Raw genomic sequence first — 24,379 nt, 5'->3', positions numbered from 1 at the left:
CGGGCAAGCCTCGCTCCTACAGGTTTAGTGTCGTGCCCATTACCGCACGACACAAATCCTGCAGGAGCGAGGCTTGCCCGCGAAGGGGCCATCAAATTCACCGCACATCCGATCGTTCCCACGCTCCGCGTGGGAATGCCTCTCTGGACGCTCCGCGTCCGCTTCGTATGGAACGCAGAGCGTCCCTGGCTGCATTCCCACGCAGACCGTGGGGAGGATCATTTGAAACATCTGCCGACTACGCTGGTCCATCTCAGCTGCTAGGCTCCTCCCCAGGCCTTACTCGACAGACTCTTGCCCATGCTCGCGCGCCTGCTGTTTTTCTGTGGTCTTTTCATGGCCTCCACCTCGGCTGTGGCCATGACCATTTACAAGTCCACCGACGCCAATGGCGTGGTCTCCTACAGCGACCGCCCCACGAAAGGCTCCCAGGTGTTTGTTTTTCGGGACCGGATGGTCGAGCACCTGGAGCGCCAGGTGTACCTCGACATCAAGAAGCAGAAGGGCGTGGACGTGGTGTTTGTGCGCAACGACTTGTATGCGCCGGTGGAGGTCGAGCTGAGCTTTGCCGGGTTGAGTAATGTGAAGGGGGCGCCGAGCCAGCCGATTCGTCGGGTCTTGCCGGCGCGCAGCAACTCGCGTCTGGCGTTGCTCACGGCGATTACGGGCGGCAAGCCGCTGGTGTATACCCCGAGCTTCCAATACTCCATGGGCGACCCTTCAGGCGCCGCTCAGAGCTATCGTTATCCCTTCCCCTGGCGTGGTGGTCCGTTTCGGCTGAGCCAGGGCGCCAATGGCCAATACAGCCACTTCGGCGCCAAGAATCGTTTCGCCATGGACATCGCCATGCCTGAGGGCACGCCGATCATCGCCGCACGGGCCGGAATGGTGGTGAAAACCGAGAATGGCCAGAGCGGTCGCGGTAACGATCCCTCGGGCAATTTCGTGCGGGTGTTGCACGATGACGGGACGATGGGCGTGTACCTGCACCTCAAGCAAGGCTCGGTGAGCGTGCGCGAAGGTCAGCGGGTGACGGTGGGCAGCGCGTTGGCGCTGTCGGGCAACACCGGCAACAGCAGCGGGCCACACCTGCATTTCGTGGTGCAACGTAATACCGGGTTGGGGCTGGTGTCGATTCCGTACCAGTTCAATCAACCGGTGGGCGCATTGCCCAATTTTGCGTTGGGCAAGCAATAAGGTCCTAAAAAGCAAAAGATCGCAGCCTTCGGCAGCGCCTACAGGGGTATCGCAATCCCATGTAGGAGCCGCCGAAAGCTGCGATCTTTTGGGGTCAATGCGGTTTCCCGCATTGCACCTAATCCAGCATCAACACCTTGGCCAAAATAATCTTCGGCCCTTTCATCTTCTTGATGATGATCCGCAGGCCTTCGACTTCCAGCACTTCTTCCTCTTCCGGCACCCGTTTCAGGGTTTCATAGACCAGCCCGGCGAGGGTTTCGGCTTCGATGTGGTCCAGGTCGATGCCCAGCAGACGCTCAACCTTGAACAGCGGCGTATCGCCCCGCACCAGCAACTTGCCCGGCTGGTACGCCAGGATCCCGCGCTCGGCCTTGCGGTGTTCGTCCTGGATATCGCCCACCAGCACTTCCAGCACGTCTTCCATGGTCAGGTAGCCGATGATGTTGCCGTCGGCTTCTTCGACCACGGCGAAGTGCGAGCCGCCCTTGCGGAACTGTTCCAGCAATTGCGACAGCGGCATGTGCCGCGAAATGCGTTCCAGCGGGCGAGTCAGCTCAGCCAGGTTGAACGACTCGGGAATGTGGTCCAGGGCCGCCAGTTCCAGCAGCAGATCCTTGATGTGCAGCAGGCCGACGAATTCCTGGCGCTCACTGTCGTACACCGGATAACGGCTGAATTTGTGGCGACGGAACAGCGCGAGGATTTGCTTGAGTGGCGCGTTGAACTCCAGCGTCACCAGGTCTTCCCGGGAGTTCGCCCAGTCCACCACTTCCAGCTCGCCCATTTCCACTGCAGAGGCCAACACACGCATGCCTTGGTCGCTCGGGTCCTGGCCACGGCTGGAGTGCAGGATCAGTTTCAGTTCTTCACGGCTGTAATGGTGTTCGTGATGCGGGCCGGGTTCGCCCTGGCCGGCGATCCGCAAAATCGCGTTGGCACTGGCGTTAAGCAGGTAAATGGCCGGGTACATCGCCCAATAGAACAGGTACAGCGGCACAGCGGTCCAGAGCGACAGCAGCTCGGGTTTGCGGATCGCCCAAGACTTGGGCGCCAGCTCACCGACCACGATGTGCAGGTACGAAATGACGAAGAACGCGGCGAAGAACGACACGCCTTTGATCACTTCGGCCGACTGCACGCCGACGGCTTCCAGCAGTGGCTCGAGGATGTGTGCGAACGCCGGCTCACCGACCCAGCCCAGACCCAGGGAGGCGAGGGTGATACCCAACTGGCACGCCGAGAGGTACGCATCGAGCTGACTGTGCACGGTGCGCAAGATGTGTCCGCGCCAGCCGTTTTTCTCAGCGATGGCCTCGACCCGGGTCGAGCGCAGTTTGACCATGGCAAATTCGGCCGCAACGAAAAATCCGTTGAGCACAACCAGGATCAGAGCAAAAAGAATCATGCCGAAATCGGCGAAGAGTGTCGCGAGGGTCAAGCCAGGGGATGGGTCCATGATGGAGTTTTGCGGTTTCCGTGTATTCAAAAAAAGGGGGAAATGCGGTGCCTGAAGGGCAGGCACAAGTCAGCCAATGTAGCGGCTGACTCGCTGATTGCCTAGTGGCGAGTGCTGGCCGGTATCAGTCAGCGGTGCTGATGACGTGGGATTTGCTCACCTGGGCCGGTGCGAAGTGGCAGGTAAACGTACTGCCGTGGCCCGGCACGCTGCTGATTTCCATCCGTGCGCGGTGACGCAGCAATACATGTTTGACGATCGCCAGCCCAAGGCCCGTGCCGCCAGTGTTGGAGTTGCGGCTGGAATCGACGCGGTAGAAACGCTCGGTCAGGCGCGGCAGGTGTTTGCTGTCGATGCCGATCCCGGAATCCTGCACGCTCAAGTGCGCACCTTGGTCGTCGCCCCACCAGCGAATGCGGATATTGCCTTCGGCCGGGGTGTATTTCACCGCGTTGAACACCAGGTTGGAGAACGCGCTGCGCAATTCCGCTTCGCTGCCCTTGAGCAGAATCGTCGGGTCGGCTTCCAGAGTGATCTTCTGGTTCCTCTGGGCAGACAACTGCTGCGCATCGCTCTTGATCGATTTCAGCAAGCCGTCGATGGACACCGGTTGGTTGTCCGACGGGTAATCGGTGGCTTCCAGTTTGGCCAGCAGCAGCAAGTCGTTGAGCAAGGTCTGCATGCGCCCGCCCTGTTGCTGCATCTGCTGCAATGCGCGGGTCCAGCGCGGGTTCACTTCCTCGACGTTATCGAGCAAGGTTTCCAGGTAGCCGCAGATCACCGTCAACGGCGTGCGCAGCTCATGGGAGACGTTGGCGATAAAGTCTTTGCGCATCTGCTCCAGCTGATGGATGCGCGTCACGTCGCGCACCAGCATCAGGTGTTCGTTGTTGCCGTAGCGGGTGATGTACAGCTGAATGCGCAGACGATCATTGATCGGCGAGGGGATTTCCAGCGGCTCGGCGTAGCTGTCCTGCTCGAAGTACTCCTTGAAGCGCGGATGACGCACCAGGTTGGTCACCGGTTGGCCGCTGTCTTGCGGGGTTTTGAGGCCGAGCAGGGTTTCGGCGGCGCGGTTCCACCATTCAAGGTTGCCGTCGCTGTCGAGCATGATCACTGCGTCTTTGAGCGCGGCGGTGGATTCCTGGACCCGGTCGATCACCGCTTGCAGGCGCCCGCGCACCCGTTGATCGCGGCGCTGCAGGTGATAGATGCTGTCGAACACTTCGCCCCACAGGCCGTAGCCATCGGGCGGTGCTTCATCGGGTTTGTGCAGGCGCAGCCATTCGTGCAGGCGCAAAAGCTGTTTGAGGGTCCAGGCCAGGTAAAGACCCAGGCCAGCCGCGAGGCTCCAGCCGTAGTAGCCGGAAATCAGGCCGATCACCAGGCAGGCGGTGACCAGCAACAGCATGTGGCGAATCAGGGTGCCATGCCAGTTTTGGTTCACGGGGCGTCCTTAACGCAGCTTCAAGTTTCAAGCTGCAAGCTTCAAGTCAGAGCGGCTCGGCTGTTCCTTGCCGCTTGTAGCTCAACACTTGCAGCTGTATTTATGCTTTGGTGGAAAACCGGTAACCGGTGCCGCGCACGGTTTGTACCAGATTTTCGTAGGCATCGCCGAGGGCTTTGCGCAGGCGCCGGATGTGCACGTCGACAGTGCGTTCTTCAACATAGACATTGCCGCCCCAGACCTGATCCAGCAACTGGCCACGGGTGTAGGCACGTTCCTGGTGGGTCATGAAGAATTGCAGCAGACGGTATTCGGTCGGGCCCATTTCGGCAGGTTTGCCATCGATGGTCACGCGGTGGCTGATCGGGTCCAGCAGCAGGCCACCGACCTCGATCGGGGTTTCGCCGTCGGTCGGGCCGGCGCGGCGCAGCACGGCTTTGAGGCGCGCCACCAGCTCGCGCGGCGAGAACGGTTTGGTGATGTAGTCGTCCGCGCCCACTTCCAGGCCCTGGATCTTGTTGTCCTCTTCGCCCTTGGCGGTGAGCATGATGATCGGGATATCCCCGGTCAGCTCATCGCGCTTGAGGCGTCGGGCCAGTTCGATGCCGGAGGTGCCGGGCAGCATCCAGTCCAGCAAAATAAGGTCCGGCTTGCGGTCGACGATGATGGCATGGGCCTGCTGGGAGTTCTCAGCCTCCAGGCAGTCATAGCCGGCCATTTCCAACGCAACGGCGATCATTTCGCGAATGGGCGCTTCGTCGTCGACGATCAGAATGCTCCTGCCAACCATGCCTTTAATCCTCTTGTCATTTAACTGTCTTGCGCCGCATTAGATAACGGAATTATTGCAGTCGTGTGACAGTATTTTAGTCGACCGGCGATTGTCACGAACCTGGACTAAGCTCTAATTCCGAATCCTGACAACCACAAGAGAAGGTTTCCATGACTCAATTCACGTTCTCCCTTAAGGCTCTGATGTTGGCTGCTGCCCTGGCTTTGCCGGCGATGGCCTTCGCTGCCGACCCGGCCATGATGAAGGGCGGCATGATGGTCGATCACAAGGGAATGACTGTTTATACGTTCGACAAAGATGCCGGTGGCAAGTCCATGTGTAACGCGGATTGCGCCAAGAACTGGCCACCGATGATGGCGCCGGCGGGTGCCAAGGCCGATGGCAAATGGAGTGTCATCAAGCGTGATGACGGCATGATGCAATATGCCTATGACGGTAAGCCGCTCTACACGTTTGTGAAGGATGAAAAACCTGGAGAAATGAAGGGTGACGGCATGAAGGATGTCTGGCACGTCGTCCACGAGTCGCAGAAGTAAGCGACCCCAAACCTGTAGCAGCTGGCGAAGCCTGCGTCCGGCTGCGTAGCAGTCGTAAATCCTGCTTACGCGGTTTATCTGGAACACCGTGTGGGTAGAGTTTACGACTGCTGCGCAGCCGGACGCAGCCTTCGGCAGCTGCTACATAAAAGCGTCGAAATCAACGCAACGCGTAATCCAGCACAATCCCGACAAAAATCGCCAACCCGGCCCAGTGGTTGTGCAAGAACGCCTTGAAGCAGCGCATCCGATCCTTGCCACGGGTGTACCAGAACTCCCAGGCAAAACAGCCCGCCGCCGCCAGCAACCCGAGGTGGAACCAGCCGCCGAGCTGGAATTTCGAGCCGGCCAGCAGCAGGCAACCCAGCGCCAGACCCTGCAACGTCAGAATGATTACCCGGTCCGCATCACCAAACAGAATCGCCGTGGATTTCACGCCGATCCTCAAGTCGTCGTCGCGGTCGGTCATCGCGTAATAAGTGTCGTAGCCCACCGTCCATAACAGGTTGGCAATCCACAGCAGCCAGGCTTCGGCCGGCAGCGAACCGGTCTCGGCGGTGAACGCCATCGGCATGCCCCAAGAGAACGCAGCGCCCAGTACCACTTGCGGGTAGTAGGTGTAGCGCTTCATGAACGGGTAACTCAAGGCCAGTGCCAGACCGCCCAACGATAGCCAGACAGTCGCCGCATTGGTGCACAGCACCAGCAGAAAACTCACGCCCATCAGCACCGCAAAAAACACCAGGGCTTCTTTGGAACTGATCTTGCCGCTCACCAGCGGCCGCTGTTCGGTGCGTTTCACGTGGCCGTCGACTTTGCGGTCCGCCCAGTCATTGATCACGCAACCGCCGGCGCGAGTCAGCACCACGCCAAGAACGAAAATCACGATGTTGGCCAATGACGGCGAACCCTTGCCGGCGATCCACAGCGCCCAAAGGGTCGGCCACAGCAGCAGGTAAATGCCGATCGGCTTGTCCATGCGCGTTAGCTGAATGAAATCCCAGGCCCGGGGATTCAAGCGGTTCAGGGACTTGAGCAGGCTGGTGTACATCAGCAGTTCTCCGGATGGGCGCGGGCGGCGAGCCACAAGGTCGGCAGGAAAATCTCGGCCACCAGCACGCTCAAGGCGCCACGGTCGAAACGCGAGCGACGGCCCCACAGCTCGGGCGTCTGGGACTCCAGCGGCAGCCAAGCTTGAGGATAGTGGCAAACCTCGATGGCCTGACGCTGGAACGCTCGATCACAAAACAGCAGTTCGCCCAGTGAACGGCTGCCCAGTTCGTCCATGTGCAATCCATCACCCTGCAACGCACTGCGGGCCGCCACGCTGCGGGCGAACACCCAGGCTTCGCCATTGCCGCGCAGATACACCTCGCGTACCCAGCCTTCGCTGCCTTCGCCCAACTCCAGCGCTGCACATTCGTCGGCACGCAGCGCCTGCCAGCCTTCGAACAACGGCGTAACGCTAAAGCGGTCATTCGACAGACGGATCAGGCGTCGGGTCAGCGAGCCTTCGTCGAACAGCCAGTCGAGGGTAGAGGTGTCGGGGTGGGGCGCCAGTTGGCTTTGAGGCAGCCAGAGCGGGGTCGGGCAGGGGGATTTTGAGTGCGGCACAGTGAGTCATTATTGGCAGCAAATGAGGCGGCGAGCTTACCATGTCGGCCGGCGATTTTGATTGAGCCGACCCGACCTTGCATCGAACAGGCTTGCATCTGCCGGGTTCGATCAGTACAAAACGCCCTGAGCCGGACGGCAGCGCTTTAACCATCGACCGTTCGCGCCGGCAAAAGCCTGAATCCTGAGGAAATAACTGAATGAAAAAGTGGCAATGTGTGGTCTGCGGCCTGATCTATAACGAAGCCGACGGCTGGCCGGATGACGGCATTGCGCCGGGCACCCTGTGGCAGGACGTGCCGGAAGATTGGCTGTGCCCGGACTGCGGCGTGGGCAAGATGGATTTCGAAATGATCGAAATCAACTAAGACAAAAAGAGGAGTAGGGAATGAACGCACCTGTCGTGATCGTCGGTACCGGCCTGGCTGGCTACAACCTGGCCCGGGAGTTTCGCAAACTCGATGGCGAAACCCCGCTGCTGTTGATTACCGCCGATGACGGGCGCTCCTACTCCAAGCCGATGCTTTCCACCGGCTTCGGCAAAAACAAGGACGCCGACGGCCTGAGCATGGCCGAACCGGGCGCCATGGCCGAGCAGTTGAAAGCCGAAGTGCGCACCCACACCCGCATCAGCGGCATCGACCCGGGCCACAAACGCCTGTGGATCGGCGAGGAAGCGGTGTTCTATCGCGACCTGATCCTGGCTTGGGGCGCGGAAACCGTGCGGGTACCGATCGAAGGCGACGGCGCTGACGCAGTGTTCCCGATCAACGATCTGGAAGACTACGCACGCTTTCGCGCGGCCGCGGCCGGCAAACGTCGAGTGTTGCTGCTGGGCGCCGGCCTGATTGGCTGCGAATTCGCCAACGACCTGATCCTTGGTGGTTACGAAGTGCAACTGGTTGCGCCGTGTGAACAAGTCATGCCGACCCTGCTGCACCCGGCTGCGGCGGCTGCGGTTCAGGCCGGGTTGGAAAGCCTTGGTGCTCGTTTCCATCTCGGGCCGGTCCTCAACCGGCTGCAGCGGGTGGCTGACGGGCTGGAAGCGCATCTGTCGGACGGTCAAGTCATCCCGTGCGATGTAGTGGTCTCGGCCATTGGCCTGCGTCCGCGCATCGACCTGGCCGCCGCAGCGGGCGTTCAGGTCAATCGCGGTGTGATGGTCGATCGTCACCTGAAGACCTCCCACGCCAATATTTACGCCCTGGGCGATTGCGCCGAGGTCGATGGGCTGAATCTGTTGTACGTAATGCCCCTGATGAGCTGTGCGAGAGCGCTGGCCCAGACGCTGGCGGGAAACCCTACGGCGGTGAGCTATGGCCCAATGCCGATCACCGTCAAAACCCCGGTCTGCCCGCTGGTGGTTTCGCCGCCGCCACGGGGCGCCGAGGGCATTTGGACGGTTGAAGGGCAGGGCGCCGACATAAAGGTTTTGTGCCGCGATGACTCGGGCAAATTGCTCGGTTATGCCCTGACAGGCGCGGCGGTGATGGAAAAACTCGCATTGAACAAAGAGCTTCCGGCCCTGCTGGCGTAAATACTGGTCGTTCTGTCGGAATCACCCCGCTTTTGCCCTTACAAAGGTCGCGCCGAGACTGGCGCGGCTCTTCCGTGCGTGCCATCCTCACTCCCGTCTGCCGCAGAGTAGAGCACCTGCGGCGCCTTGGGCGCTGTTCCAACGAGAACAGCACGGACATAACAACAAAAAACCGTCAAAGGGGCTTCACTAATGCGTAAACCAGAACTCGCCGCTGCAATCGCTGAAAAAGCAGACCTCACCAAAGAGCAGGCCAACCGCGTTCTCAACGCCGTTCTCGAAGAAATCACCGGCGCTCTGCACCGCAAGGACAGCGTCACGCTGGTGGGCTTCGGTACCTTCCTGCAACGCCACCGCGGAGCCCGCACCGGCAAAAACCCGCAAACCGGTGAGCCTGTGAAAATCAAGGCCAGCAACACCGTCGCCTTCAAGCCAGGCAAGTCGTTGAAAGACAGCGTTAATCCATAATTGCGGCGAACTCCCTGAATAACGGGGAGAACCGTATTGAAAAGTGGGCCTGCCGATTAATTCGCAGGCCCATTTTTTATGGCCGTCGTCTTCTGTCTATATGCAGAGTGTTGTGGACTGATTAATACACTCTGGAAACAGAGTGCTATGCCGGAGTTATCGCGGCGCCGTTTCGTGAATCACCCCCTATATAAAAGTGCCATCATTGCGATGGCACTTTTTTAGTTGGCTGTTGTCTCGTGTCACTTTGTTCATTGATGAATGCAACCTTTCAGACATTTCCTACATTTATCATTTTTTATTCTTGTCATGCTTTGCACCCGCCTGATGGATCGAATCGCCAATGATTGTGGGGCGCTCAAGGAACGGCTCTGGCTCAATGGTTCCGGCGCGGTGAGCTGGCAGATGAAATATTAAACGGACATCAGGGGAGCCCCTGGTGGATATAGGGATATCTCCTACGAGAAACAGAGAACAGTTCTTCTTGTTGTTAAATCGGATGCTTGCTAGTGGCCATCATCGTGAGTACGATGCGCCGACTTGAAAGAGCACGAACTCAATTGGATGAGACTAATCGCAGCTCTTTGATACTGTCCGCCGCCGTTGAAACTCCAATTGGCGTGTGACTGTAATCCTAATTAAAGGCCATGGATGTCCTACTCAAGCAAGCTTTCCGCCCATTACCTTGAACTCGCAAAAGCCTCTGTTTCCAAAGAGAATTTCGCGGGCGAGGATGTTCGCTTTTCGAGCGAATATGAGGCCCTGGAAAGTGAGCTCGCCAAAGCCCAATCGATGCATGAAGCCGGTCAGATTGACTGGCTGAAAATCCGTGAAAACAGCGAAAATCTGCTGCGCACCCAGTCCAAGGATTTGCGGGTCGGCGCCTGGCTGACGTGGGCTTTGTACCAACGCGAATCCTTTCAGGGGCTGCTGGCAGGCCTCGGTTTGCTGCACCATTTGTCGGAAAATCATTGGGCTGAAGTTCACCCGAACAAGGCTCGCACCCGCTCCGCGGCCATCAGTTGGTTGGTGCCGCGTCTTGAGCAGGTGCTGACCGAAAACGTTGCGATCAAAGAACAACTGCCGATGTTCCGCCGAATGGTGGAGCACCTGGAAGGTCTCGATGCCGCCTGCACCGAGCACCTGGGCGACGACGCGCCGTTGCTGTTGCCGATCTCCCGCCGCCTGAAAAACATGGTGCAGCGCGCCGCCGACAACCAGCCGGAACCCGGTGTGGTAGGTGCCGCCGTCGCCCAGGTCAAGCAGGCGGCGACCCAGCTGTTTACCCCCGGCGCCCCGATCGATAACGAAAAAGAAGCCCACAAGGCCCTGCGCGCCCAGCAGGAAAACGCCCGTCCGTTGTGTGCCTGGTGGCTCAAGCAGAAAGCCACCGACCTGCGCGCCCTGCGCCTCAATCGCACGCTGCTGTGGTTGCCCATCGACGCGGTGCCCGAGCGCAACGCCGAGCAGATCACCATGTTGCGCGGGCTGCCGGCAGACAAGCTCAAGGTCTATCAGGATCGTTACGACCAGGCCAAATACGCCGACCTGTTGGTGGAACTGGAGGCGAGCCTGGCGAAGGCGCCGTTCTGGTTCGATGGCCAGCGAATGGTCTGGGAATGCCTCCAGGGGCTGAACGCCGAGATGGCAATGCGCGAAGTGGAAATCCACTTCGCGCTTTTGATTCAGCGCCTGCCCGGCATCGTCGAATTGCGTTTCCATGACGGCGCCCCATTCGCCGATCCGGCCACCCGCGCCTGGGTCAGCGCCCACGTCATGCCGCACCTGCAAAGCGCCAGTGCGCCACGCAAGGTTGAGGTCGCCGACAACCAGCCGGCCTGGGAAGTGGCCCTGGAAGAAGTCCTGCCGATTTTGCGCAAGGACGGCCTCAAGGCCGCCGTGCAAATCCTCAAGCAGGGCCTGCAAGGCGCCCAAGGCGGGCGAGCGCGGTTTTTCTGGCAGTTCGCTCTGGCGCGGCTGTGCTTCACGGCCAAAAAGTACGAATTGGCCAGGACCCAACTCGAAACCCTCGACCAAACATTACAGGACTCAGGCCTGAACGCCTGGGAGCCCGATCTTGCGCTGGAAGTGCTGCATTTGCTGCATAGCTGCTGTGAGTTGTTACCGCAGAACCATGCAGTGCGTGAACGCAAGGAAGAGATTTATCGCAGGCTGTGCCACCTCGATCTCGAAGTGGTACTCGAATAGGCCCCAGGGCCACAACCGCAAGGAGAATAGCCATGGCCAAAGAAGGCTCGGTAGCCCCCAAGGAACGCATCAACGTCACTTTCAAACCTGCCACCGGTGGTGCACAGGAAGAGATCGAACTGCCGTTGAAACTACTGGCAATCGGTGACTACACCCACCGCAAGGACGAACGTAAAGTCGAAGATCGCAAGCCGATCAGCATCGACAAAATGACGTTCGACGAAGTGCTGGCCAAGCAAGAGCTGGAGCTGACACTGAGCGTACCGAACCGTCTTCAGGAAGAAAGCGACACTGAAGAACTGGCCGTGAAACTGCGCGTCAACTCGATGAAGGACTTCAACCCGGCTTCGCTGGTCGAGCAAGTGCCTGAGCTGAAAAAACTGATGGAACTGCGCGACGCGCTGGTGGCCCTCAAGGGCCCGCTGGGTAACGCGCCTGCGTTCCGCAAAGCCATCGAAGGCGTTCTCGCCGACGACGAATCCCGCGGTCGCGTATTGGGTGAGCTGGGCTTGAACGCCGCCGCCCAGGACGCCTGAGTCTCTATCAGCCAAGGAAGCCAACACAATGAGCACTAGCGCAGCACAGCAAAAGAGCAAAGAAAGCGGCGAATACAGCATTCTCGACAGCATCATCGCCGAAACCCGCCTGACGCCGGACGACGAAGCCTACGACATCGCCAAGCGTGGTGTGTCGGCATTCATCGAAGAGCTGCTCAAGCCGCAGAACAACGGTGAGCCGGTCAAAAAGGCCATGGTCGACCGCATGATCGCCGAGATCGATGCCAAGCTCAGCCGCCAGATGGACGAAATCCTGCACCACCCGGCCTTCCAGTCCCTGGAATCGTCGTGGCGTGGCCTGCAGTTGCTGGTCGATCGCACCAACTTCCGCGAAAACATCAAGATTGAAATCCTCAACGTCTCGAAAGAAGACCTGCTGGACGACTTCGAAGATTCGCCGGAAGTGATGCAGGCTGGCCTGTACAAGCACATCTACACCGCTGAATACGGTCAGTTCGGTGGTCAGCCAGTCGGCGCGATCATCGCTAACTACTACATGTCCCCAAGCTCGCCGGACGTGAAGCTGATGCAGTACGTGTCCAGCGTTGCCTGCATGTCCCACGCGCCGTTCATCGCGGCTGCCGGCCCGAAATTCTTCGGCCTGGAAAGCTTCACCGGCCTGCCGGACCTGAAGGATCTGAAAGATCACTTCGAAGGCCCGCAATTCGCCAAATGGCAGAGCTTCCGTGAGTCGGAAGACTCCCGTTACGTTGGCCTGACCGTGCCGCGTTTCCTGCTGCGTAACCCGTACGACCCGGAAGAAAACCCGGTCAAATCGTTCGTGTACAAAGAAACCGTCGCCAACAGCCACGAGCACTACCTGTGGGGCAACACTGCCTACGCGTTCGGCACCAAGCTGACCGACAGTTTCGCCAAGTTCCGCTGGTGCCCGAACATCATCGGCCCACAGAGCGGTGGCGCGGTTGAAGACCTGCCGTTGCACCACTTCGAAAGCATGGGCGAAATCGAAACCAAGATTCCTACCGAGGTTCTGGTTAGCGACCGTCGTGAATACGAACTGGCCGAGGAAGGCTTCATCTCCCTGACCATGCGCAAAGGCTCCGACAACGCGGCGTTCTTCTCCGCGAGCTCGGTGCAGAAGCCGAAGTTCTTCGGCATCAGCGCAGAAGGCAAGGCCGCAGAGCTGAACTACAAGCTCGGCACCCAACTGCCGTACATGATGATCGTCAACCGCCTGGCTCACTACTTGAAAGTGCTGCAGCGCGAGCAACTCGGTTCGTGGAAAGAACGTACCGACCTCGAGCTGGAACTCAACAAGTGGATCCGCCAGTACGTGGCCGACCAGGAAAACCCAAGCGCCGAAGTCCGTGGCCGTCGTCCACTGCGCGCTGCCCAGATCATCGTCAGCGATGTCGAAGGCGAGCCTGGCTGGTACCGCGTCAGCCTGAACGTGCGTCCGCACTTCAAGTACATGGGTGCCGATTTCACCCTGTCGCTGGTTGGCAAGCTGGACAAAGAGTAAGCGGAGCTAACTCATGACTGGATACGGCAGCCTTTTCGAACGCCTGGGTGGCGACGCGGACAAACGCGTCGGCTGGAGCCGCGAGGTCTCCGCCATGGCGTCCGTGGCTGCCCATCTGGCCAAGATGCTCAGCACCCGTGCGGGCAGCGTGCAAACGCTGTCCGATTACGGGCTACCCGATCTCAATGACATGCGTCTGAGCCTGCACGACTCCCTGAGTCAGGCCCGTCTGGCCATCGAAAATTTCATCGAAGCCTACGAGCCACGCCTGAGCAATGTGCGTGTCATTTCCCTGCCGCGTGATCACGATCAGCTTCGCCTGTCCTTCAGCATCGAAGGCCTGCTGGAAGTTGATGGTTTCAAGCGCCAGGTCACTTTCGCCGCGCGCCTGGATGGCAGCGGTCAAGTCAAGGTCAGCTAAGGAGCCCCGAATGTCCGGCAAACCCGCAGCACGTCTCACCGACCCCACCGCTTGCCCGGTCTCCGGCCACGGCACCAATCCGATCGCCGCCGGTTCCGGCGACGTCTTCTTCGACGGCCTCGCGGCCGCCCGCCAAGGTGATGCCTCGGCGTGTGGTGGTGCGATGTCGGGTGGGTTGGCGACGACGGTTTTGATTAACGGCAAAGCGGCGGCGACTGTGGATTCCGTCGGAACACATGGCAACAAGGTTACGGCGGGTTCCGGGACGGTGATTATTGGGAATTCGCATTCGGCGGTGCCGTTCTCCGGGATTGTTGCGAGCGTCCTCGGAGCTGTGGTCGCGGCGTTGATTCCCGAAGTCAGTGCGGAGGAAAAGAAACTCGATTACCGGCTGAAACTGAAGTCCGGTGGCAACTCGATCCTGACGCCGCTGGAGGTTCCGGATTTTGATGAAATCAAAAGTGGTGCGACGAAAAACCTCGAGCTGATCGATTTCCTCATAGACAACCGCAAAGCCGCCGCCGACACGGTGAAGCTGGAAGTGCTCGACGGTGAGAAAGTGATCTACACCGAAGCCAACACCGCGCCGTTCTTGCCGACTGGCGAGCATCCTTGGCAGTGGGATGGCTACGACACCGCCGGGATTCTCGATACCCGCGTGTTGAAAAGTAAGAACCTCAAAGTGCGGTTGACCGCAACTCAAGGTGGTGAACAGCAGGTCACCGATCTGCCGCTTGAGTGCTCGGCTGCAAAAGTGAAATGGGTCGATGTTCTGATTGATAGGAACGCGAAGACTGTTGATGTGGTGCTGCGGCCCACGTTTTCCGACGGCGGTTCCAGTGGCTCCATGAAGGGAGTACCAACGACGCCATATGCAACCCTGGAAGGTTTCGCTAAAGAGGGTATCGAGCGTTACTGGTCGCGCGATGGCAGTCGTGGGCAGGGTATTGCAAGCGGTGTTACTACCAGCAAGGGCGTCTACAAGGTAACGGTGACGGCTGACGTCAATGCCCAGCCTTCAGCCCGCGACTTTCCTCTCGTCGACAATCTGTCCAAAGAGTACGGTCGCTCTACCAGCTTGGCGTTCTTTCGCAAGATTCATCACAACATGGGTTATTTCTACGACGGTGATGTCTCGAGCGGGCTTGGCAATTCCGCTTTCGCTACGCGCGACGCCCATGATGATTTCAAATACACCGCCGCCCATGAATTCGGGCATTTCATTCTGAACGAGTATGGCGGTGGCTTGATCCCGATGTATTCCTGGACTCACAAGGACTCCTCGACGCTGTTGCAAAGTAACAAACCTGATCATCCTTCGCCGGTGACTGGTGAAATGGATGTCATGAACTACTACAGCGATAACCGCCCGAGGGACTACGCCAGTCGTATTGCTGCTGCCGAACAAGACGTAAAAAGTCTGCTCTGGCTGGCCAGGATCGAATTCGATGATTAAGTATCTCGGCTGCGCCGCGTTGCTATTCCCGCTGACGGCCTGCACCTCGCAGCAGCTCTATCGCGACGAAATTTATTTGCAAAACAGCTGTGCGAGCCCACTGACGCTGAAGGCTTCGCACTTTTCGAACTGGGGCCCGGAGGTCGGCGACTATGTAGCCCCGGTTGGCGCCCGCCAAATCATCGGCAGCTATATCTCGTACGACAAAGATTCGGTGGTGCACATTGACGATGACTACGAACTGCTGATCAACACGGCTGACGGTTCGAAGGTCATTCATGCACCGGCGCTGAGGGCGATCCTTGAAGGCACAAAACCTTCGAAACAGGGCAGTGTCAGTGCCTGGACGATCAACGATGCGTCGATCTGCCCATGATGAAAAAGGCAGCTGTCTCAAGTATCTCTGTAAACCCGATTTCGCAAGGGCATATGGATGAATATGGGGCGCGGAATAAATGAATGTTCGAAAAATGGGACCGTCCCTATTATTGATGATCGCGCTGTTACCGTTATTCGTCGCTCTTGGGCTTAAAGTGCAGAACTCATGGACCGCGGAACCCTTGCACACGGATTGGAATGATTCGGGCAAGTGTTACATTGCGACATATACGCCTGAATATAAAGTGCTGGGTGTCGTCGCTGGGCGTATCTTTAAATATTTTAGCAGTCCGTATTTTTATCGTGTTTATACAAAAAATGATGAAATGTTGAAGACATCCGAGTGGAATCTCTGGATGAGAGAAGGCAATGCCGGTGTCGCTCCAGAATTTCGGGGCGAGATGATTGTATATCCTGGCTCTGATGGTTGGGAAAGTTGGATAATTCCACAATGTCGCTGATATCTATTTCTAGAGCCAAGGGGACAGACCCGAACAGTGCACTGATGTTCTATATACAGCTGTGCTATGCCGATCGAGATTCTGGTCAAATGAATAACTTCAGGAGATCGATTAAAGCAGTTGCCACTCTGATAGTTGTTGTGTGCGCCGGCCTGTTTGTAGTCAATAATGAATTGACGCGTACTCCTTATGTTTCGTTTGTAAGTCCTTCAGGTGACTATCAAATCGAGGCGGTTCGAGCCAGCTGGCTTTTGGGGGCGTCGGGCATGGTGTATCTGCGGTTTGTTGGCAAGAAAAACTCCAGTCGAGTTTATCGAACGCCGCTGACGTCGGAGACGTCTCTGGATATGCAGTCAGTTGAAGATAAAGACATCGTCGGGATTACATGGATTGATCTTGACAAGTATCGCCGGACTTTTACGTTGTCAGTTCCAGACTGGAAGGCCCATTGGGCTAATTTCTTAATAAGTAACACCCCTTATGAAATCATGGATAACTGATGGTTTATCTGAAGCAGGATGCTCTGAGCGAGCCAATGAAGAGAAAGCTAGGGACGCAAAAATCGGCTGTCCCTAGCATCTTTGTTGGCTGGGTTGTTTATTTGCTGGTGGGTGTGCTGTATTTCTTTGCTCATGACTATGGTGTGGACTTTTATAAAGCGCATATGGGTGGGTTTACTGCGCGAGGTGTCGGGATCGGTGCGACCGCAGAGTTGACGTTTTATTTCTTCATTTTTATTAATGTGATCGTTTTTTTAGTTTCGAATCTTGCAGTTAAGCTGGTGTTGTTGGGGGCAATGGTAGGCGTGGTTCTATCGTATTTCCTTCCCGAGAACCCCGTAAGAGCAATGGCTTATAGCGGGCTCACAAGCAGTATGAGTCTCTTGGCGTTGGGCTCGCGTTTAATGGCGGATCGACTGATGTCGCGGACGAAAAATGGGGCTATCCCGAGCATCTCGTTTATGAGTGACGAGCAATGCAGGAGAAATGTGCTGTCACGAATGAAAAAGGAATGGTCCAGAATATTGAGTAATAAGAAATGAGCATGGAAGGTTATTTTTCTGGGATGGTAGATAACGATTATTTCTTTTTATTGGCGTGCTTCTGTTTTGTTATCGGTGTTGCAGCTTTGATCCCGGCTTTGAGGGTGAAAAAATATTATCAATTTCTTAATTTTGTATGCGTTATGGTGATTCCGGCGATGTACCTGCTGGGAATCTATTACTTGACTCACTCTGAGGTTTGATGACGTTGAAGGTGACGGAACAAAAAAGGGGGCGGCCCCTAGCATTAAGCTATTTCAAGTGGGCAGTATGGACGCCCGCAATTTTGTTGCCGCTGTTATTTATTGCGGACACTCTATTACCTCCTGCAACACCCTTCGGAGGGTGGAAGCAGTTTTTTCATATGTTCATATTGGCTTTTGGCGTGGGTGCCTATTTCATATTTGCATTTTGGGCGTCACGAGTCATCGATCAAAAAACTGAGCGTGAAGTGGTTCGGCTCGTGGGTTGGGCTCCGGTTATTTTTATTCCATTCTATGCCGCGCCGTGGTTTTTGTACGGCGTGATTTATTTGGTTAGCGGCCACTTGGCCGGTCTTAGGTTAATGGTCGAGTGGGTGGCGTATATCCCTTACTTGCTGGTTGCTGGGTATTTTTGTTCGATTGTCACGATTGCAATTTATCTAATAATCAAAAGATTTCTCCCGAAAAAAGGGACTGTTCCCAACATGTTGATGTTGAGTTGGACAGGTCTTCTGGCATGCGGCATGTCATTGCCTGCGTTGTCTGCGCAGCAGGTCTATCGCAACGATGTGTATTTCCTGAACACCTGTGGTGTGCCATTGGAGCTGTCCTTGGCGCATGACTCCAACTACGACGATCAGCCTCGCCGCTTTACGTTGGGCCCAGGCGAACGTCGTTCCATCGCCAACTACAGGTCGGCCGGGAAGGACGTTGAGGGGCAGATAAGCGGTCGGTACAGCTTGTCGATCAAAAGCACCGGCGCCGTTAAAACCATTGATGCGCAGATGTTGCGTGCGGCGTTGGCGAGGGTTGAGAAGGTCGAAGACCGCGCAGTACGTGCCTGGACGATCGAAGACCGTTCGTTTTGCCCGAGCGGGGCATCGCAGTGATCTGGGTAAAACGCTTCCTCATGACGGTGGGATTGCTGGCCTGCATCGCCGGTGTGTGGGTGGTGTCCCGGATGGATTTTTCAAAGGCTGAGCCTCGGGTGTTGAGTGAGTACCCCAACGCGAAATGGCGCGGCGGTGCTGATGGTGGGCAGTACATCGAGGTCACCAGGTCCGAACCGCCTTATTACTTCGTTCAGGTTCGCAATGACAACGGCTCGTTGTGGGATGAGGGTTGGCTCAAGTTTGGCGAGAAAAACGGCGAGCCGCTCACCGCGAATGATGTGGTCGTGTACACCGGGGAGGGCGTTATTTATCTCGAGCAATGCAAGGTACTCAGTGCCGACAGGGCCAAGGCTGAACAGACGCGGTGCTAATGATTTTTTTACAGGATGAAAGGGAAGAGGGATTTTGGGTGATTGATCGTGGCGAAGCATCGCGTGGCAGCGCTTGAACATGAATAGCCAACGAGTGATCGGGTTGGTCGTCCATGGGATGGCCTGCGTGCTCTATATCGTGATGAATGGCTTCGCCGTGCCGATCTATAAAACCCTGGTCGGCGGGCTGACCTCCCGTGGCGTCGCCATCGGCATGGGCATGTACCTGGTTTATTACTTTTTCGTTTTCCTGAATCTTGTTTTGGTTTTCATCCCTCGCCTGGCTGCCCAGTTTGGCGTGGCGATTTTCATGATGGTCTCGATCCTGGTTTACCTGCTGCCGCGCTATCCCGTACGGGCCATGGCGTATTGCGCCCTGGCAGGTGGTTTGACGGTTTGCGCCATTCTGCTTACCCGCGCCCTAAATGCAGCTTTTACCCGCTGGCGCGCAGCGCAGGGAGTGGCCAAGTCGTGATGCGCAACCGTCGATTTACTTCGCCCCTCGTATTGATCCCAGCCCTGATGGGCCTGTTCGTGCTGGTGGTTTTCCTTGGCCTGAAGATCGTGAGTGCCTTGGCCGCACAGCCCTTGAAGAAATACTGGAGTGAGTCGGGCAAGTGCTACATCGCCCGATATGCACCCGACTACGAGGCGTTTGGCAAGCTCGGGCAAGTGATCGAGTTGTTCAGCAGCGTGTCCTTTTACCGCGTGTATACAAAGGACGGCGTGCTACTCAAAACATCCGAATGGTACGTGTGGATGCGCGAAGGCAACGCCGGTGTGGCCCCTGAATTCCAAGGCGAAATGGTGCTGTACCCCGGTGCGCAAGGCTGGGAAAGCTGGACGGTTCCGCAATGTCGCTGATGATGAGCCGATCCACCGCACCTCGTGCGTCCGCCAAACATCCTCTGGTCAAAGGACTCTCTGTGGCCGTCGCGGTTGTGGCCGTAATCCTGGCCTGGGCGACGCCAGTGTTTTCCAACGCCTTCATGTTGCTGATGGACCGGGCGAATTTCATTCCGCGTGAGTCGTCGATCTGGAGCTTCGAGCCCTACGAAATCAACCAGGGCTCGAGCAACTACTGGCTGTATGGCGAGGACGCGCAGCGCTATTACTACTTCGCTTACACCCCCGACGTGCCTTATCGCTCAATCGCCAAGCGCAATCAGTGCACAGGCTTCGACAAGCGCGATGTGCGCACCTGGTGCACGCCATGACCAAATGGATGGGGGTGTGGAAATGGCTCAATCATGTGCTGAGCGCCATCGGTGTGTTGACGATCATCGCGCTGGTCACGCTGTTCATCTCGCTGCGCCCCTCCAACTCTTCAACGCCCGTGCTGCCGGGTCACCCCGATGCGGTCTGGCGCGGGGCGCAGGATGGCGGCTTTTTCATCGAGATCACCCGGTCCAATCCGCCGGATTACTTTGTGCAGGTGCGGCATGAAAGCGGTGGTCTCAACAACGAGGGCTGGATCCGGTTCCAGACCCCTGACGGCAAGCCGCTGACGATGGCGCGGGTCAACAACTCTGACGGCGAGTTTCTTTATGTCGACTCGTATCTGCCCATGACACAGAACAAAGGAGGGGCTCGTCCATGAACCTTCGCTCCTTTGTGGCGTTTGTGTTGGCAGCGGGTTGTCTGTTGTTGGTCGGCTGCACGGCTCAGAAGCAGTACAACAACCAGATTGACCTGGTGAATACTTGCGGCGTGCCGCTGCAGGTCGAACTGCAGCACGCCACCAACTGGTTGTCGCCGGATGTGCCGCTGCCGGCTCGCATCGTCGCACCGGGCGGGCGGATCGTCGTAGCCAGCTACATCTCCTATGGCGAAGACGTCGATGTACAAGTCAGTTGCAGCTATTCACTGACCGTCAAAGGCGCTGAGCGCACACGTGTCGTCAGTGCCGATGACATGCGCTACGCCCTGCTTGGCATCAAGCGTGAGCGCGATGGCAGCCGCCGTATCTGGACACTCAAGGATGGAGTCTTTTGCCCATGATCAACGTATCGGACGAGATGCGTGGTTACCTGATGTACGTGGCCGACAGTAATCTGTTCGGCGGCCTCGCGATACTGAGCCTGTTTCTGGTGGTCACGGCGATCAGCCGACGGCTGCGCCAGTCGCGGCTGCATCGCGCGCTGTCGTTCATGGTCCTGGTTTCACTGGTCGCGATCGAAGTCGCCGGCACCTGTTACTCCTCGGTGAGCCCGGCATGAACACCCCGACCCGTATGCTCATCAGCGTGTTGATCCACGGCCTTGGCTGTGTGGCTTACGCGATCCTGAATGACGCGGTCGTGCATGCCTATAAAGCATTCAACGGTGGGTTCACCACCCGGGGCGTCGCGATTGGCGGGGCCAGCTACGCACTCTTTTATATCTTTGTGACCGTCAACCTGATCGTCGCGTTGATCCCGAACCTGTTGGCCAAGCTGCTGTTGCTGAGCGTGATGGTGGGTTTCATCCTGCTCTGGATGATGCCCGAGAATCCGCTGCGGGCGCTGTTCTACGGCGTGGCCCAGGGTTGCGTCACGTTCATGGCGATTCTGACGACGCAGGTCATCGAACTGCGTTGGGCCCAGAGAGCGTGGAATCGCCGCATCGGACAAAACCCGAGCGCAGGTGTTTGCCAGTGATGAGTCTGAGCCGTCGCCTGTTCCTGGGCGCCGCCCTCTGGGTGCCGATCATCGCGTTCGAGGTTCTGATTTATCTCGAATCGACTGTGTGGTTCCCGACAGCATTCAACTGGGAGCAGTTCCTGACGATCCACGTCCTCTGGTTCGGGGCCCTGGCGTATATCGTTTTTGCCGCGTGGGCAACCCGAAGGCTGAGCAGGACAACCGAACAACAGATCGTGAAGAAAATCTGGTGCGCGCCGCTGATGTTCATCCCTTTTTACGCGGCGCCATGGGTGATCAGCGGGCTGGGTTTTTTGCTTTTTGGGCACCTCGCCGGGCTCGGAATGATGGTGATGTGGGTGGGGTTTTTGCCCTACCTGCTGGTCGTCGGCTACGTCATTTCCGGGCTGACGGTTGCGCTCTACAGGACGTTTTATTCATGAGATTTCATACCAGGCAGGTAACCCGTGTCCTTTAACCACTACTACCAAAGCGAACTCACCGCACTTCGCCAGTTGGGTCGTCGATTCGCCGAGCGTAGCCCGGCGTTGGCACCTTTCCTGGGCCAGGCCGGGCGGGATCCGGACGTGGAGCGGTTGCTCGAGGGCTTCGCTTTCCTGACCGGGCGCCTGCGCCAGAAACTCGATGACGAGTTGCCGGAACTCAGCCATTCGCTGATGCACTTGCTGTGGCCCAACTACATGCGGCCGCTGCCGGCGTTCAGCATTTTGCAGTTCGACCCGCTGAAGCGTTCGGGGCCGGCGTTGATGGTCGAGCGCGACACACCGGTGGAAAGCGTACCGATCGACGACGTGCGTTGCCGCTTCCGCACCTGCTACCCGACTGAAGTCCTGCCGCTGGACCTCGCCGCGCTGAATTACTCGGTGAAAGGCGATGGCTCGCTGTTGAGCCTGCGTCTGGAGATGAGCGCCGACGGTCACCTCGGTGAGCTGGAGCTGAGTCGCTTGCGCCTGCACTTTGCCGGCGAGCGCTACATCAGCCAGATGTTGTACCTGAGCCTGCTGCGCAACCTCGAAGGCATCGAGCTGATCCCGCTCGACGGCGCCGGCAAACCCATCAATGGCGTCAACGGCACGCCGATGGCGTTCAAGATGCCCGGCGACCGTGTGCAACCGGTGGGTTTTGCCGAAGAGGAAGCGCTGATCCCGTATCCGCTGAACACCTTCCGCGGTTACCGCTACTTGCAGGAATACTTCGCCTTCCAGGACAAATTCCTGTTCGTTGATATCAACGGGCTGGACCTGCTCAAGGCGCTGCCGGAAGACACCCTCAAGCAAGTGCGCGGCCTCGAATTGCGCTTCGACATTCGCAAGAGCGGCATCCAGCGCCTGCGTCCGACCCTGGACAACGTGAAGCTGTACTGCACGCCCATCGTCAACCTGTTCAAGCACGATGCGTTGCCGATCCGCCTCGACGGCAAACAGGACGAATACCTGCTGCTGCCGGCCGAATTCGATCTGGAAAGCTGCGGCGTGTTCTCCGTCGAAACGGTAACGGGCTGGAAGCCGGGCGGCCTCGGTTATCAGGAATACGTGCCGTTCGAATCCTTCGAGCACGACCCGAGTTTCGACGTGCCCAACAGCCGTCCGCACTACAGCATCCGCCAGCGTTCGTCCTCGTTGCACGACGGCCTCGACACCTACCTGAGCTTCGGCATCCGCCACACCGAAGCCCACGAAACCCTGTCGATCGAGCTGATGTGCACCAACCAGAACTTGCCGCGCAAGCTCAAGCTCGGCGACATCAGCCAGGCCTGCGAAGAGACGCCGGAGTTCCTCAGTTTCCGCAACATCACCCCGGCCACGCCGAGTTACGCGCCGCCGCTGAACCGTGACTTCCTCTGGAAGCTGATCAGCAACATGTCGCTTAACTACCTGTCGCTGGCCGACGTCAACGCGTTGAAGGTGATTCTCGAAACCTACGACCTGCCGCGCTACTACGACCAACACGCAGAAAAAGTCAGCAAACGCTTGCTGGGCGGGCTCAAGTCGATCAAGCACCAGCACGTTGACAGATTGCACCGAGGGTTGCCGGTACGCGGGTTGCGCACCGAGCTGACCATCGACCCGGAAGGGTATATCGGCGAGGGCGACCTGTTCGTTTTCGCTTCGGTTCTTAACGAGTTTTTCGCGCTTTACGCCAGTCTCAATTCGTACCACGAGCTGCGCGTAAAAAGCACACAGGGAGAGGTGTACCAATGGACACCACGTATGGGCCTTCAGCCGTTGCTTTAAACGGGCTGACCCGAGGAATACGCGAGTACTCGCTGTTTCAGGCCGTGCTGCTGGTGGTTGACCGGCTGCGCGAGGCCCACCCGCACCTGAGCCAGGACGACTTGTACGACCAGCTGGAATTCCAGGCCAATCCGAGCCTGGGTTTCCCTGGCAGTGACGTTGATCGCGTGGAGTTTTTCACCGAGCACGGGCACCTGCGCGCGCGTATGCGTTTCAACCTGATCGGCCTGGTCGGCTCTGGTTCGCCGCTGCCGGCGTTTTACGGCGAACAAGCCCTGGGCGACAGCGAAGACGGCAATCCGACGCGCAACTTCCTCGACCTGTTCCACCATCGCCTGCAACGGCTGATGCTGCCGATCTGGCGCAAATACCGCTACCGCGCCAGCTTCGAGAGCGGCGCCCTCGACCCGTTCTCCGCGCAGCTGTTTGCGCTGATTGGCCTGGGCGGCGAAGAGATCCGCAAGGCTCAGGAACTGAACTGGAAACGCCTGTTGCCGTACCTCGGTTTGCTCAGCTTGCGCGCGCACTCGGCGGCACTGATCGAAGCGGTGCTGCGGTACTACTTCAAACACGCCGAACTGACCATCGAGCAGTGCATCGAGCGTCGCGTAGAAATCCTCGACGAACAGCGCAATCGTTTGGGCTGCGCCAACAGCATGCTCGGCGAAGACCTGGTACTCGGCGAACACGTGCGCGACCGCAGCGGCAAATTCCGCATTCACATCCGCGAGCTCGACTGGCTGCGTTTTCACGAATTCCTGCCAATCGGTTTCGGCTACCAGCCGTTGTGCGCACTGGTGCGGTTCACCCTGCGTGACCCGCTCGATTACGACATTCGCCTGGTGCTGCGCCAGGAAGAAATCCGCGAACTGCGAATCGGTGAGCAGAACGCCTGTCGCCTGGGGTGGACCAGTTGGCTCGGCCGCGAAAAAGCGGACGGCGTGGTGACCCTCGGCAGCAAAATTCATTAAGGACAGATG

Annotated in this window: 31 protein-coding genes and 1 pseudogene; 27 read left to right on the top strand and 5 right to left on the bottom strand. The window is 58.0% G+C overall.

What is annotated here, in order from left to right; all coding sequences use genetic code 11:
- The first annotated feature begins 300 nt into the window (after positions 1–300).
- A complete protein-coding gene (locus ACA071_RS31285; RefSeq protein WP_497642517.1) occupies positions 301–1,197 on the top strand; it encodes a peptidoglycan DD-metalloendopeptidase family protein in 897 nt (298 codons plus the stop codon).
- Between the two features lie 118 nt (positions 1,198–1,315).
- Here the strand turns inward: ACA071_RS31285 and ACA071_RS31280 are convergent, their stop codons facing one another.
- The 3 genes from ACA071_RS31280 to phoB form a co-directional block, all read right to left on the bottom strand.
- Positions 1,316–2,656: a hemolysin family protein gene (locus ACA071_RS31280; protein ID WP_497642516.1), complete on the bottom strand. Its 1,341-nt coding sequence runs from the start codon at positions 2,654–2,656 to the stop codon at positions 1,316–1,318.
- 124 nt (positions 2,657–2,780) lie between these two features.
- Positions 2,781–4,067, bottom strand: a complete 1,287-nt coding sequence (gene phoR, locus ACA071_RS31275) for a phosphate regulon sensor histidine kinase PhoR (protein ID WP_497645412.1) — start codon at positions 4,065–4,067, stop codon at positions 2,781–2,783.
- Between the two features lie 136 nt (positions 4,068–4,203).
- A complete protein-coding gene (gene phoB, locus ACA071_RS31270) occupies positions 4,204–4,893 on the bottom strand; it encodes a phosphate regulon transcriptional regulator PhoB (protein WP_008150066.1) in 690 nt (229 codons plus the stop codon).
- A gap of 152 nt (positions 4,894–5,045) precedes the next feature.
- Here phoB and ACA071_RS31265 point away from each other — a divergent pair, with 152 nt between their 5' ends.
- A complete protein-coding gene (locus ACA071_RS31265) occupies positions 5,046–5,432 on the top strand; it encodes a COG4315 family predicted lipoprotein (protein ID WP_497642515.1) in 387 nt (128 codons plus the stop codon).
- Positions 5,433–5,592: 160 nt separating this feature from the next.
- On the opposite strand, the gene ubiA is transcribed toward ACA071_RS31265, so the two are convergent.
- Positions 5,593–6,483 carry a 4-hydroxybenzoate octaprenyltransferase gene (ubiA, locus tag ACA071_RS31260; RefSeq protein WP_497642514.1) on the bottom strand — a complete coding sequence of 297 codons (891 nt, stop codon included), beginning with the start codon at positions 6,481–6,483 and terminating at the stop codon, positions 5,593–5,595.
- Positions 6,483–7,046 carry a chorismate--pyruvate lyase family protein gene (locus tag ACA071_RS31255; protein WP_497642513.1) on the bottom strand — a complete coding sequence of 188 codons (564 nt, stop codon included), beginning with the start codon at positions 7,044–7,046 and terminating at the stop codon, positions 6,483–6,485. The genes ubiA and ACA071_RS31255 overlap by 1 nt, the downstream gene beginning before the upstream one ends.
- Before the next feature lie 200 nt (positions 7,047–7,246).
- Between ACA071_RS31255 and ACA071_RS31250 the strand changes: the two genes are divergently transcribed.
- From ACA071_RS31250 to tssG, 25 genes and pseudogenes are all read left to right on the top strand, one after another.
- Positions 7,247–7,414 carry a rubredoxin gene (locus ACA071_RS31250; RefSeq protein WP_007954349.1) on the top strand — a complete coding sequence of 56 codons (168 nt, stop codon included), beginning with the start codon at positions 7,247–7,249 and terminating at the stop codon, positions 7,412–7,414.
- A 20-nt stretch (positions 7,415–7,434) separates the two neighbouring features.
- Positions 7,435–8,583 carry an NAD(P)/FAD-dependent oxidoreductase gene (locus tag ACA071_RS31245; protein ID WP_497642512.1) on the top strand — a complete coding sequence of 383 codons (1,149 nt, stop codon included), beginning with the start codon at positions 7,435–7,437 and terminating at the stop codon, positions 8,581–8,583.
- Positions 8,584–8,775: 192 nt separating this feature from the next.
- Positions 8,776–9,051: an HU family DNA-binding protein gene (locus ACA071_RS31240; RefSeq protein WP_003213368.1), complete on the top strand. Its 276-nt coding sequence runs from the start codon at positions 8,776–8,778 to the stop codon at positions 9,049–9,051.
- Between the two features lie 651 nt (positions 9,052–9,702).
- Positions 9,703–11,259, top strand: coding sequence for a type VI secretion system protein TssA (tssA, locus tag ACA071_RS31235; RefSeq protein ID WP_497642511.1), 1,557 nt, complete (start codon positions 9,703–9,705; stop codon positions 11,257–11,259).
- 32 nt (positions 11,260–11,291) lie between these two features.
- Positions 11,292–11,795 carry a type VI secretion system contractile sheath small subunit gene (gene tssB / locus ACA071_RS31230; RefSeq protein WP_169372441.1) on the top strand — a complete coding sequence of 168 codons (504 nt, stop codon included), beginning with the start codon at positions 11,292–11,294 and terminating at the stop codon, positions 11,793–11,795.
- 28 nt (positions 11,796–11,823) lie between these two features.
- Complete coding sequence (tssC, locus tag ACA071_RS31225) at positions 11,824–13,299, top strand: type VI secretion system contractile sheath large subunit (RefSeq protein ID WP_497642510.1); 1,476 nt, start codon at positions 11,824–11,826, stop codon at positions 13,297–13,299.
- Positions 13,300–13,312: 13 nt separating this feature from the next.
- On the top strand, positions 13,313–13,720 hold the full coding sequence (gene tssE / locus ACA071_RS31220) for a type VI secretion system baseplate subunit TssE (RefSeq protein ID WP_133835348.1): 408 nt from the start codon (positions 13,313–13,315) through the stop codon (positions 13,718–13,720).
- A 10-nt stretch (positions 13,721–13,730) separates the two neighbouring features.
- Positions 13,731–14,024, top strand: a pseudogene (locus ACA071_RS31215) (PAAR domain-containing protein); the annotation flags it as partial.
- A 1,144-nt stretch (positions 14,025–15,168) separates the two neighbouring features.
- A complete protein-coding gene (locus tag ACA071_RS31210; protein ID WP_497642509.1) occupies positions 15,169–15,552 on the top strand; it encodes a hypothetical protein in 384 nt (127 codons plus the stop codon).
- Positions 15,553–15,631: 79 nt separating this feature from the next.
- Positions 15,632–16,015, top strand: a complete 384-nt coding sequence (locus ACA071_RS31205; RefSeq protein WP_497642508.1) for a hypothetical protein — start codon at positions 15,632–15,634, stop codon at positions 16,013–16,015.
- Positions 16,006–16,515 carry a hypothetical protein gene (locus ACA071_RS31200; protein WP_497642507.1) on the top strand — a complete coding sequence of 170 codons (510 nt, stop codon included), beginning with the start codon at positions 16,006–16,008 and terminating at the stop codon, positions 16,513–16,515. Before ACA071_RS31205 ends, ACA071_RS31200 begins: the two co-directional genes overlap by 10 nt.
- The gene (locus ACA071_RS31195; protein ID WP_497642506.1) at positions 16,515–17,057 is read left to right on the top strand and encodes a hypothetical protein; all 543 of its coding nucleotides are present in this window, start codon (positions 16,515–16,517) and stop codon (positions 17,055–17,057) included. The genes ACA071_RS31200 and ACA071_RS31195 overlap by 1 nt, the downstream gene beginning before the upstream one ends.
- A 2-nt stretch (positions 17,058–17,059) precedes the next feature.
- A complete protein-coding gene (locus ACA071_RS31190) occupies positions 17,060–17,260 on the top strand; it encodes a hypothetical protein (protein ID WP_497642505.1) in 201 nt (66 codons plus the stop codon).
- The gene (locus tag ACA071_RS31185; protein WP_497642504.1) at positions 17,260–18,150 is read left to right on the top strand and encodes a hypothetical protein; all 891 of its coding nucleotides are present in this window, start codon (positions 17,260–17,262) and stop codon (positions 18,148–18,150) included. The genes ACA071_RS31190 and ACA071_RS31185 overlap by 1 nt, the downstream gene beginning before the upstream one ends.
- Positions 18,147–18,524 carry a hypothetical protein gene (locus ACA071_RS31180; protein ID WP_497642503.1) on the top strand — a complete coding sequence of 126 codons (378 nt, stop codon included), beginning with the start codon at positions 18,147–18,149 and terminating at the stop codon, positions 18,522–18,524. Before ACA071_RS31185 ends, ACA071_RS31180 begins: the two co-directional genes overlap by 4 nt.
- A 79-nt stretch (positions 18,525–18,603) precedes the next feature.
- Positions 18,604–18,999 carry a hypothetical protein gene (locus ACA071_RS31175; RefSeq protein ID WP_497642502.1) on the top strand — a complete coding sequence of 132 codons (396 nt, stop codon included), beginning with the start codon at positions 18,604–18,606 and terminating at the stop codon, positions 18,997–18,999.
- Positions 18,996–19,388 (top strand): hypothetical protein, encoded by a 393-nt coding sequence (locus tag ACA071_RS31170; protein WP_497642501.1) that lies wholly within the window; start codon positions 18,996–18,998, stop codon positions 19,386–19,388. The genes ACA071_RS31175 and ACA071_RS31170 overlap by 4 nt, the downstream gene beginning before the upstream one ends.
- A gap of 62 nt (positions 19,389–19,450) precedes the next feature.
- Positions 19,451–19,741 (top strand): hypothetical protein, encoded by a 291-nt coding sequence (locus tag ACA071_RS31165; protein WP_497642500.1) that lies wholly within the window; start codon positions 19,451–19,453, stop codon positions 19,739–19,741.
- A complete protein-coding gene (locus ACA071_RS31160; RefSeq protein ID WP_497642499.1) occupies positions 19,738–20,124 on the top strand; it encodes a hypothetical protein in 387 nt (128 codons plus the stop codon). Before ACA071_RS31165 ends, ACA071_RS31160 begins: the two co-directional genes overlap by 4 nt.
- Complete coding sequence (locus ACA071_RS31155; RefSeq protein ID WP_497642498.1) at positions 20,121–20,525, top strand: hypothetical protein; 405 nt, start codon at positions 20,121–20,123, stop codon at positions 20,523–20,525. The genes ACA071_RS31160 and ACA071_RS31155 overlap by 4 nt, the downstream gene beginning before the upstream one ends.
- The gene (locus tag ACA071_RS31150) at positions 20,522–20,743 is read left to right on the top strand and encodes a hypothetical protein (protein WP_497642497.1); all 222 of its coding nucleotides are present in this window, start codon (positions 20,522–20,524) and stop codon (positions 20,741–20,743) included. The genes ACA071_RS31155 and ACA071_RS31150 overlap by 4 nt, the downstream gene beginning before the upstream one ends.
- Positions 20,740–21,162, top strand: coding sequence for a hypothetical protein (locus tag ACA071_RS31145; RefSeq protein ID WP_497642496.1), 423 nt, complete (start codon positions 20,740–20,742; stop codon positions 21,160–21,162). Before ACA071_RS31150 ends, ACA071_RS31145 begins: the two co-directional genes overlap by 4 nt.
- Positions 21,162–21,587, top strand: a complete 426-nt coding sequence (locus tag ACA071_RS31140; RefSeq protein ID WP_497642495.1) for a hypothetical protein — start codon at positions 21,162–21,164, stop codon at positions 21,585–21,587. The genes ACA071_RS31145 and ACA071_RS31140 overlap by 1 nt, the downstream gene beginning before the upstream one ends.
- A 24-nt stretch (positions 21,588–21,611) precedes the next feature.
- Positions 21,612–23,399 carry a type VI secretion system baseplate subunit TssF gene (gene tssF / locus ACA071_RS31135; protein ID WP_169372455.1) on the top strand — a complete coding sequence of 596 codons (1,788 nt, stop codon included), beginning with the start codon at positions 21,612–21,614 and terminating at the stop codon, positions 23,397–23,399.
- Positions 23,363–24,370 carry a type VI secretion system baseplate subunit TssG gene (tssG, locus tag ACA071_RS31130; protein WP_497642494.1) on the top strand — a complete coding sequence of 336 codons (1,008 nt, stop codon included), beginning with the start codon at positions 23,363–23,365 and terminating at the stop codon, positions 24,368–24,370. Before tssF ends, tssG begins: the two co-directional genes overlap by 37 nt.
- The last annotated feature ends 9 nt before the right edge of the window (positions 24,371–24,379 follow it).

The sequence above is a fragment of the Pseudomonas sp. LBUM1646 genome (assembly GCF_059716165.1).
This window is presented reverse-complemented; position numbering and strand designations above follow the sequence as displayed.

Excerpts from the sequence above, each read along its gene's own strand:
- ACA071_RS31250 (WP_007954349.1), top strand. The coding sequence starts at position 7,247 with ATGAAAAAGTGGCAATGTGTGGTCTGCGGCCTGATCTATAACGAAGCC.
- tssC (WP_497642510.1), top strand. The coding sequence starts at position 11,824 with ATGAGCACTAGCGCAGCACAGCAAAAGAGCAAAGAAAGCGGCGAATAC.
- ACA071_RS31150 (WP_497642497.1), top strand. The coding sequence starts at position 20,522 with ATGATCAACGTATCGGACGAGATGCGTGGTTACCTGATGTACGTGGCC.
- ACA071_RS31145 (WP_497642496.1), top strand. The coding sequence starts at position 20,740 with ATGAACACCCCGACCCGTATGCTCATCAGCGTGTTGATCCACGGCCTT.
- ACA071_RS31280 (WP_497642516.1), bottom strand. The coding sequence starts at position 2,656 with ATGGACCCATCCCCTGGCTTGACCCTCGCGACACTCTTCGCCGATTTC.
- ACA071_RS31265 (WP_497642515.1), top strand. The coding sequence starts at position 5,046 with ATGACTCAATTCACGTTCTCCCTTAAGGCTCTGATGTTGGCTGCTGCC.
- phoR (WP_497645412.1), bottom strand. The coding sequence starts at position 4,067 with ATGCTGTTGCTGGTCACCGCCTGCCTGGTGATCGGCCTGATTTCCGGC.
- tssA (WP_497642511.1), top strand. The coding sequence starts at position 9,703 with ATGTCCTACTCAAGCAAGCTTTCCGCCCATTACCTTGAACTCGCAAAA.
- tssB (WP_169372441.1), top strand. The coding sequence starts at position 11,292 with ATGGCCAAAGAAGGCTCGGTAGCCCCCAAGGAACGCATCAACGTCACT.
- ACA071_RS31185 (WP_497642504.1), top strand. The coding sequence starts at position 17,260 with ATGACGTTGAAGGTGACGGAACAAAAAAGGGGGCGGCCCCTAGCATTA.
- ACA071_RS31205 (WP_497642508.1), top strand. The coding sequence starts at position 15,632 with ATGAATGTTCGAAAAATGGGACCGTCCCTATTATTGATGATCGCGCTG.
- ACA071_RS31210 (WP_497642509.1), top strand. The coding sequence starts at position 15,169 with ATGATTAAGTATCTCGGCTGCGCCGCGTTGCTATTCCCGCTGACGGCC.
- tssG (WP_497642494.1), top strand. The coding sequence starts at position 23,363 with ATGGACACCACGTATGGGCCTTCAGCCGTTGCTTTAAACGGGCTGACC.
- ACA071_RS31175 (WP_497642502.1), top strand. The coding sequence starts at position 18,604 with ATGAATAGCCAACGAGTGATCGGGTTGGTCGTCCATGGGATGGCCTGC.
- ACA071_RS31240 (WP_003213368.1), top strand. The coding sequence starts at position 8,776 with ATGCGTAAACCAGAACTCGCCGCTGCAATCGCTGAAAAAGCAGACCTC.
- ACA071_RS31190 (WP_497642505.1), top strand. The coding sequence starts at position 17,060 with ATGGAAGGTTATTTTTCTGGGATGGTAGATAACGATTATTTCTTTTTA.
- ACA071_RS31195 (WP_497642506.1), top strand. The coding sequence starts at position 16,515 with ATGGTTTATCTGAAGCAGGATGCTCTGAGCGAGCCAATGAAGAGAAAG.
- ACA071_RS31285 (WP_497642517.1), top strand. The coding sequence starts at position 301 with ATGCTCGCGCGCCTGCTGTTTTTCTGTGGTCTTTTCATGGCCTCCACC.
- ACA071_RS31155 (WP_497642498.1), top strand. The coding sequence starts at position 20,121 with ATGAACCTTCGCTCCTTTGTGGCGTTTGTGTTGGCAGCGGGTTGTCTG.
- ubiA (WP_497642514.1), bottom strand. The coding sequence starts at position 6,483 with ATGTACACCAGCCTGCTCAAGTCCCTGAACCGCTTGAATCCCCGGGCC.
- tssE (WP_133835348.1), top strand. The coding sequence starts at position 13,313 with ATGACTGGATACGGCAGCCTTTTCGAACGCCTGGGTGGCGACGCGGAC.
- ACA071_RS31245 (WP_497642512.1), top strand. The coding sequence starts at position 7,435 with ATGAACGCACCTGTCGTGATCGTCGGTACCGGCCTGGCTGGCTACAAC.
- phoB (WP_008150066.1), bottom strand. The coding sequence starts at position 4,893 with ATGGTTGGCAGGAGCATTCTGATCGTCGACGACGAAGCGCCCATTCGC.
- ACA071_RS31160 (WP_497642499.1), top strand. The coding sequence starts at position 19,738 with ATGACCAAATGGATGGGGGTGTGGAAATGGCTCAATCATGTGCTGAGC.
- ACA071_RS31140 (WP_497642495.1), top strand. The coding sequence starts at position 21,162 with ATGAGTCTGAGCCGTCGCCTGTTCCTGGGCGCCGCCCTCTGGGTGCCG.
- ACA071_RS31200 (WP_497642507.1), top strand. The coding sequence starts at position 16,006 with ATGTCGCTGATATCTATTTCTAGAGCCAAGGGGACAGACCCGAACAGT.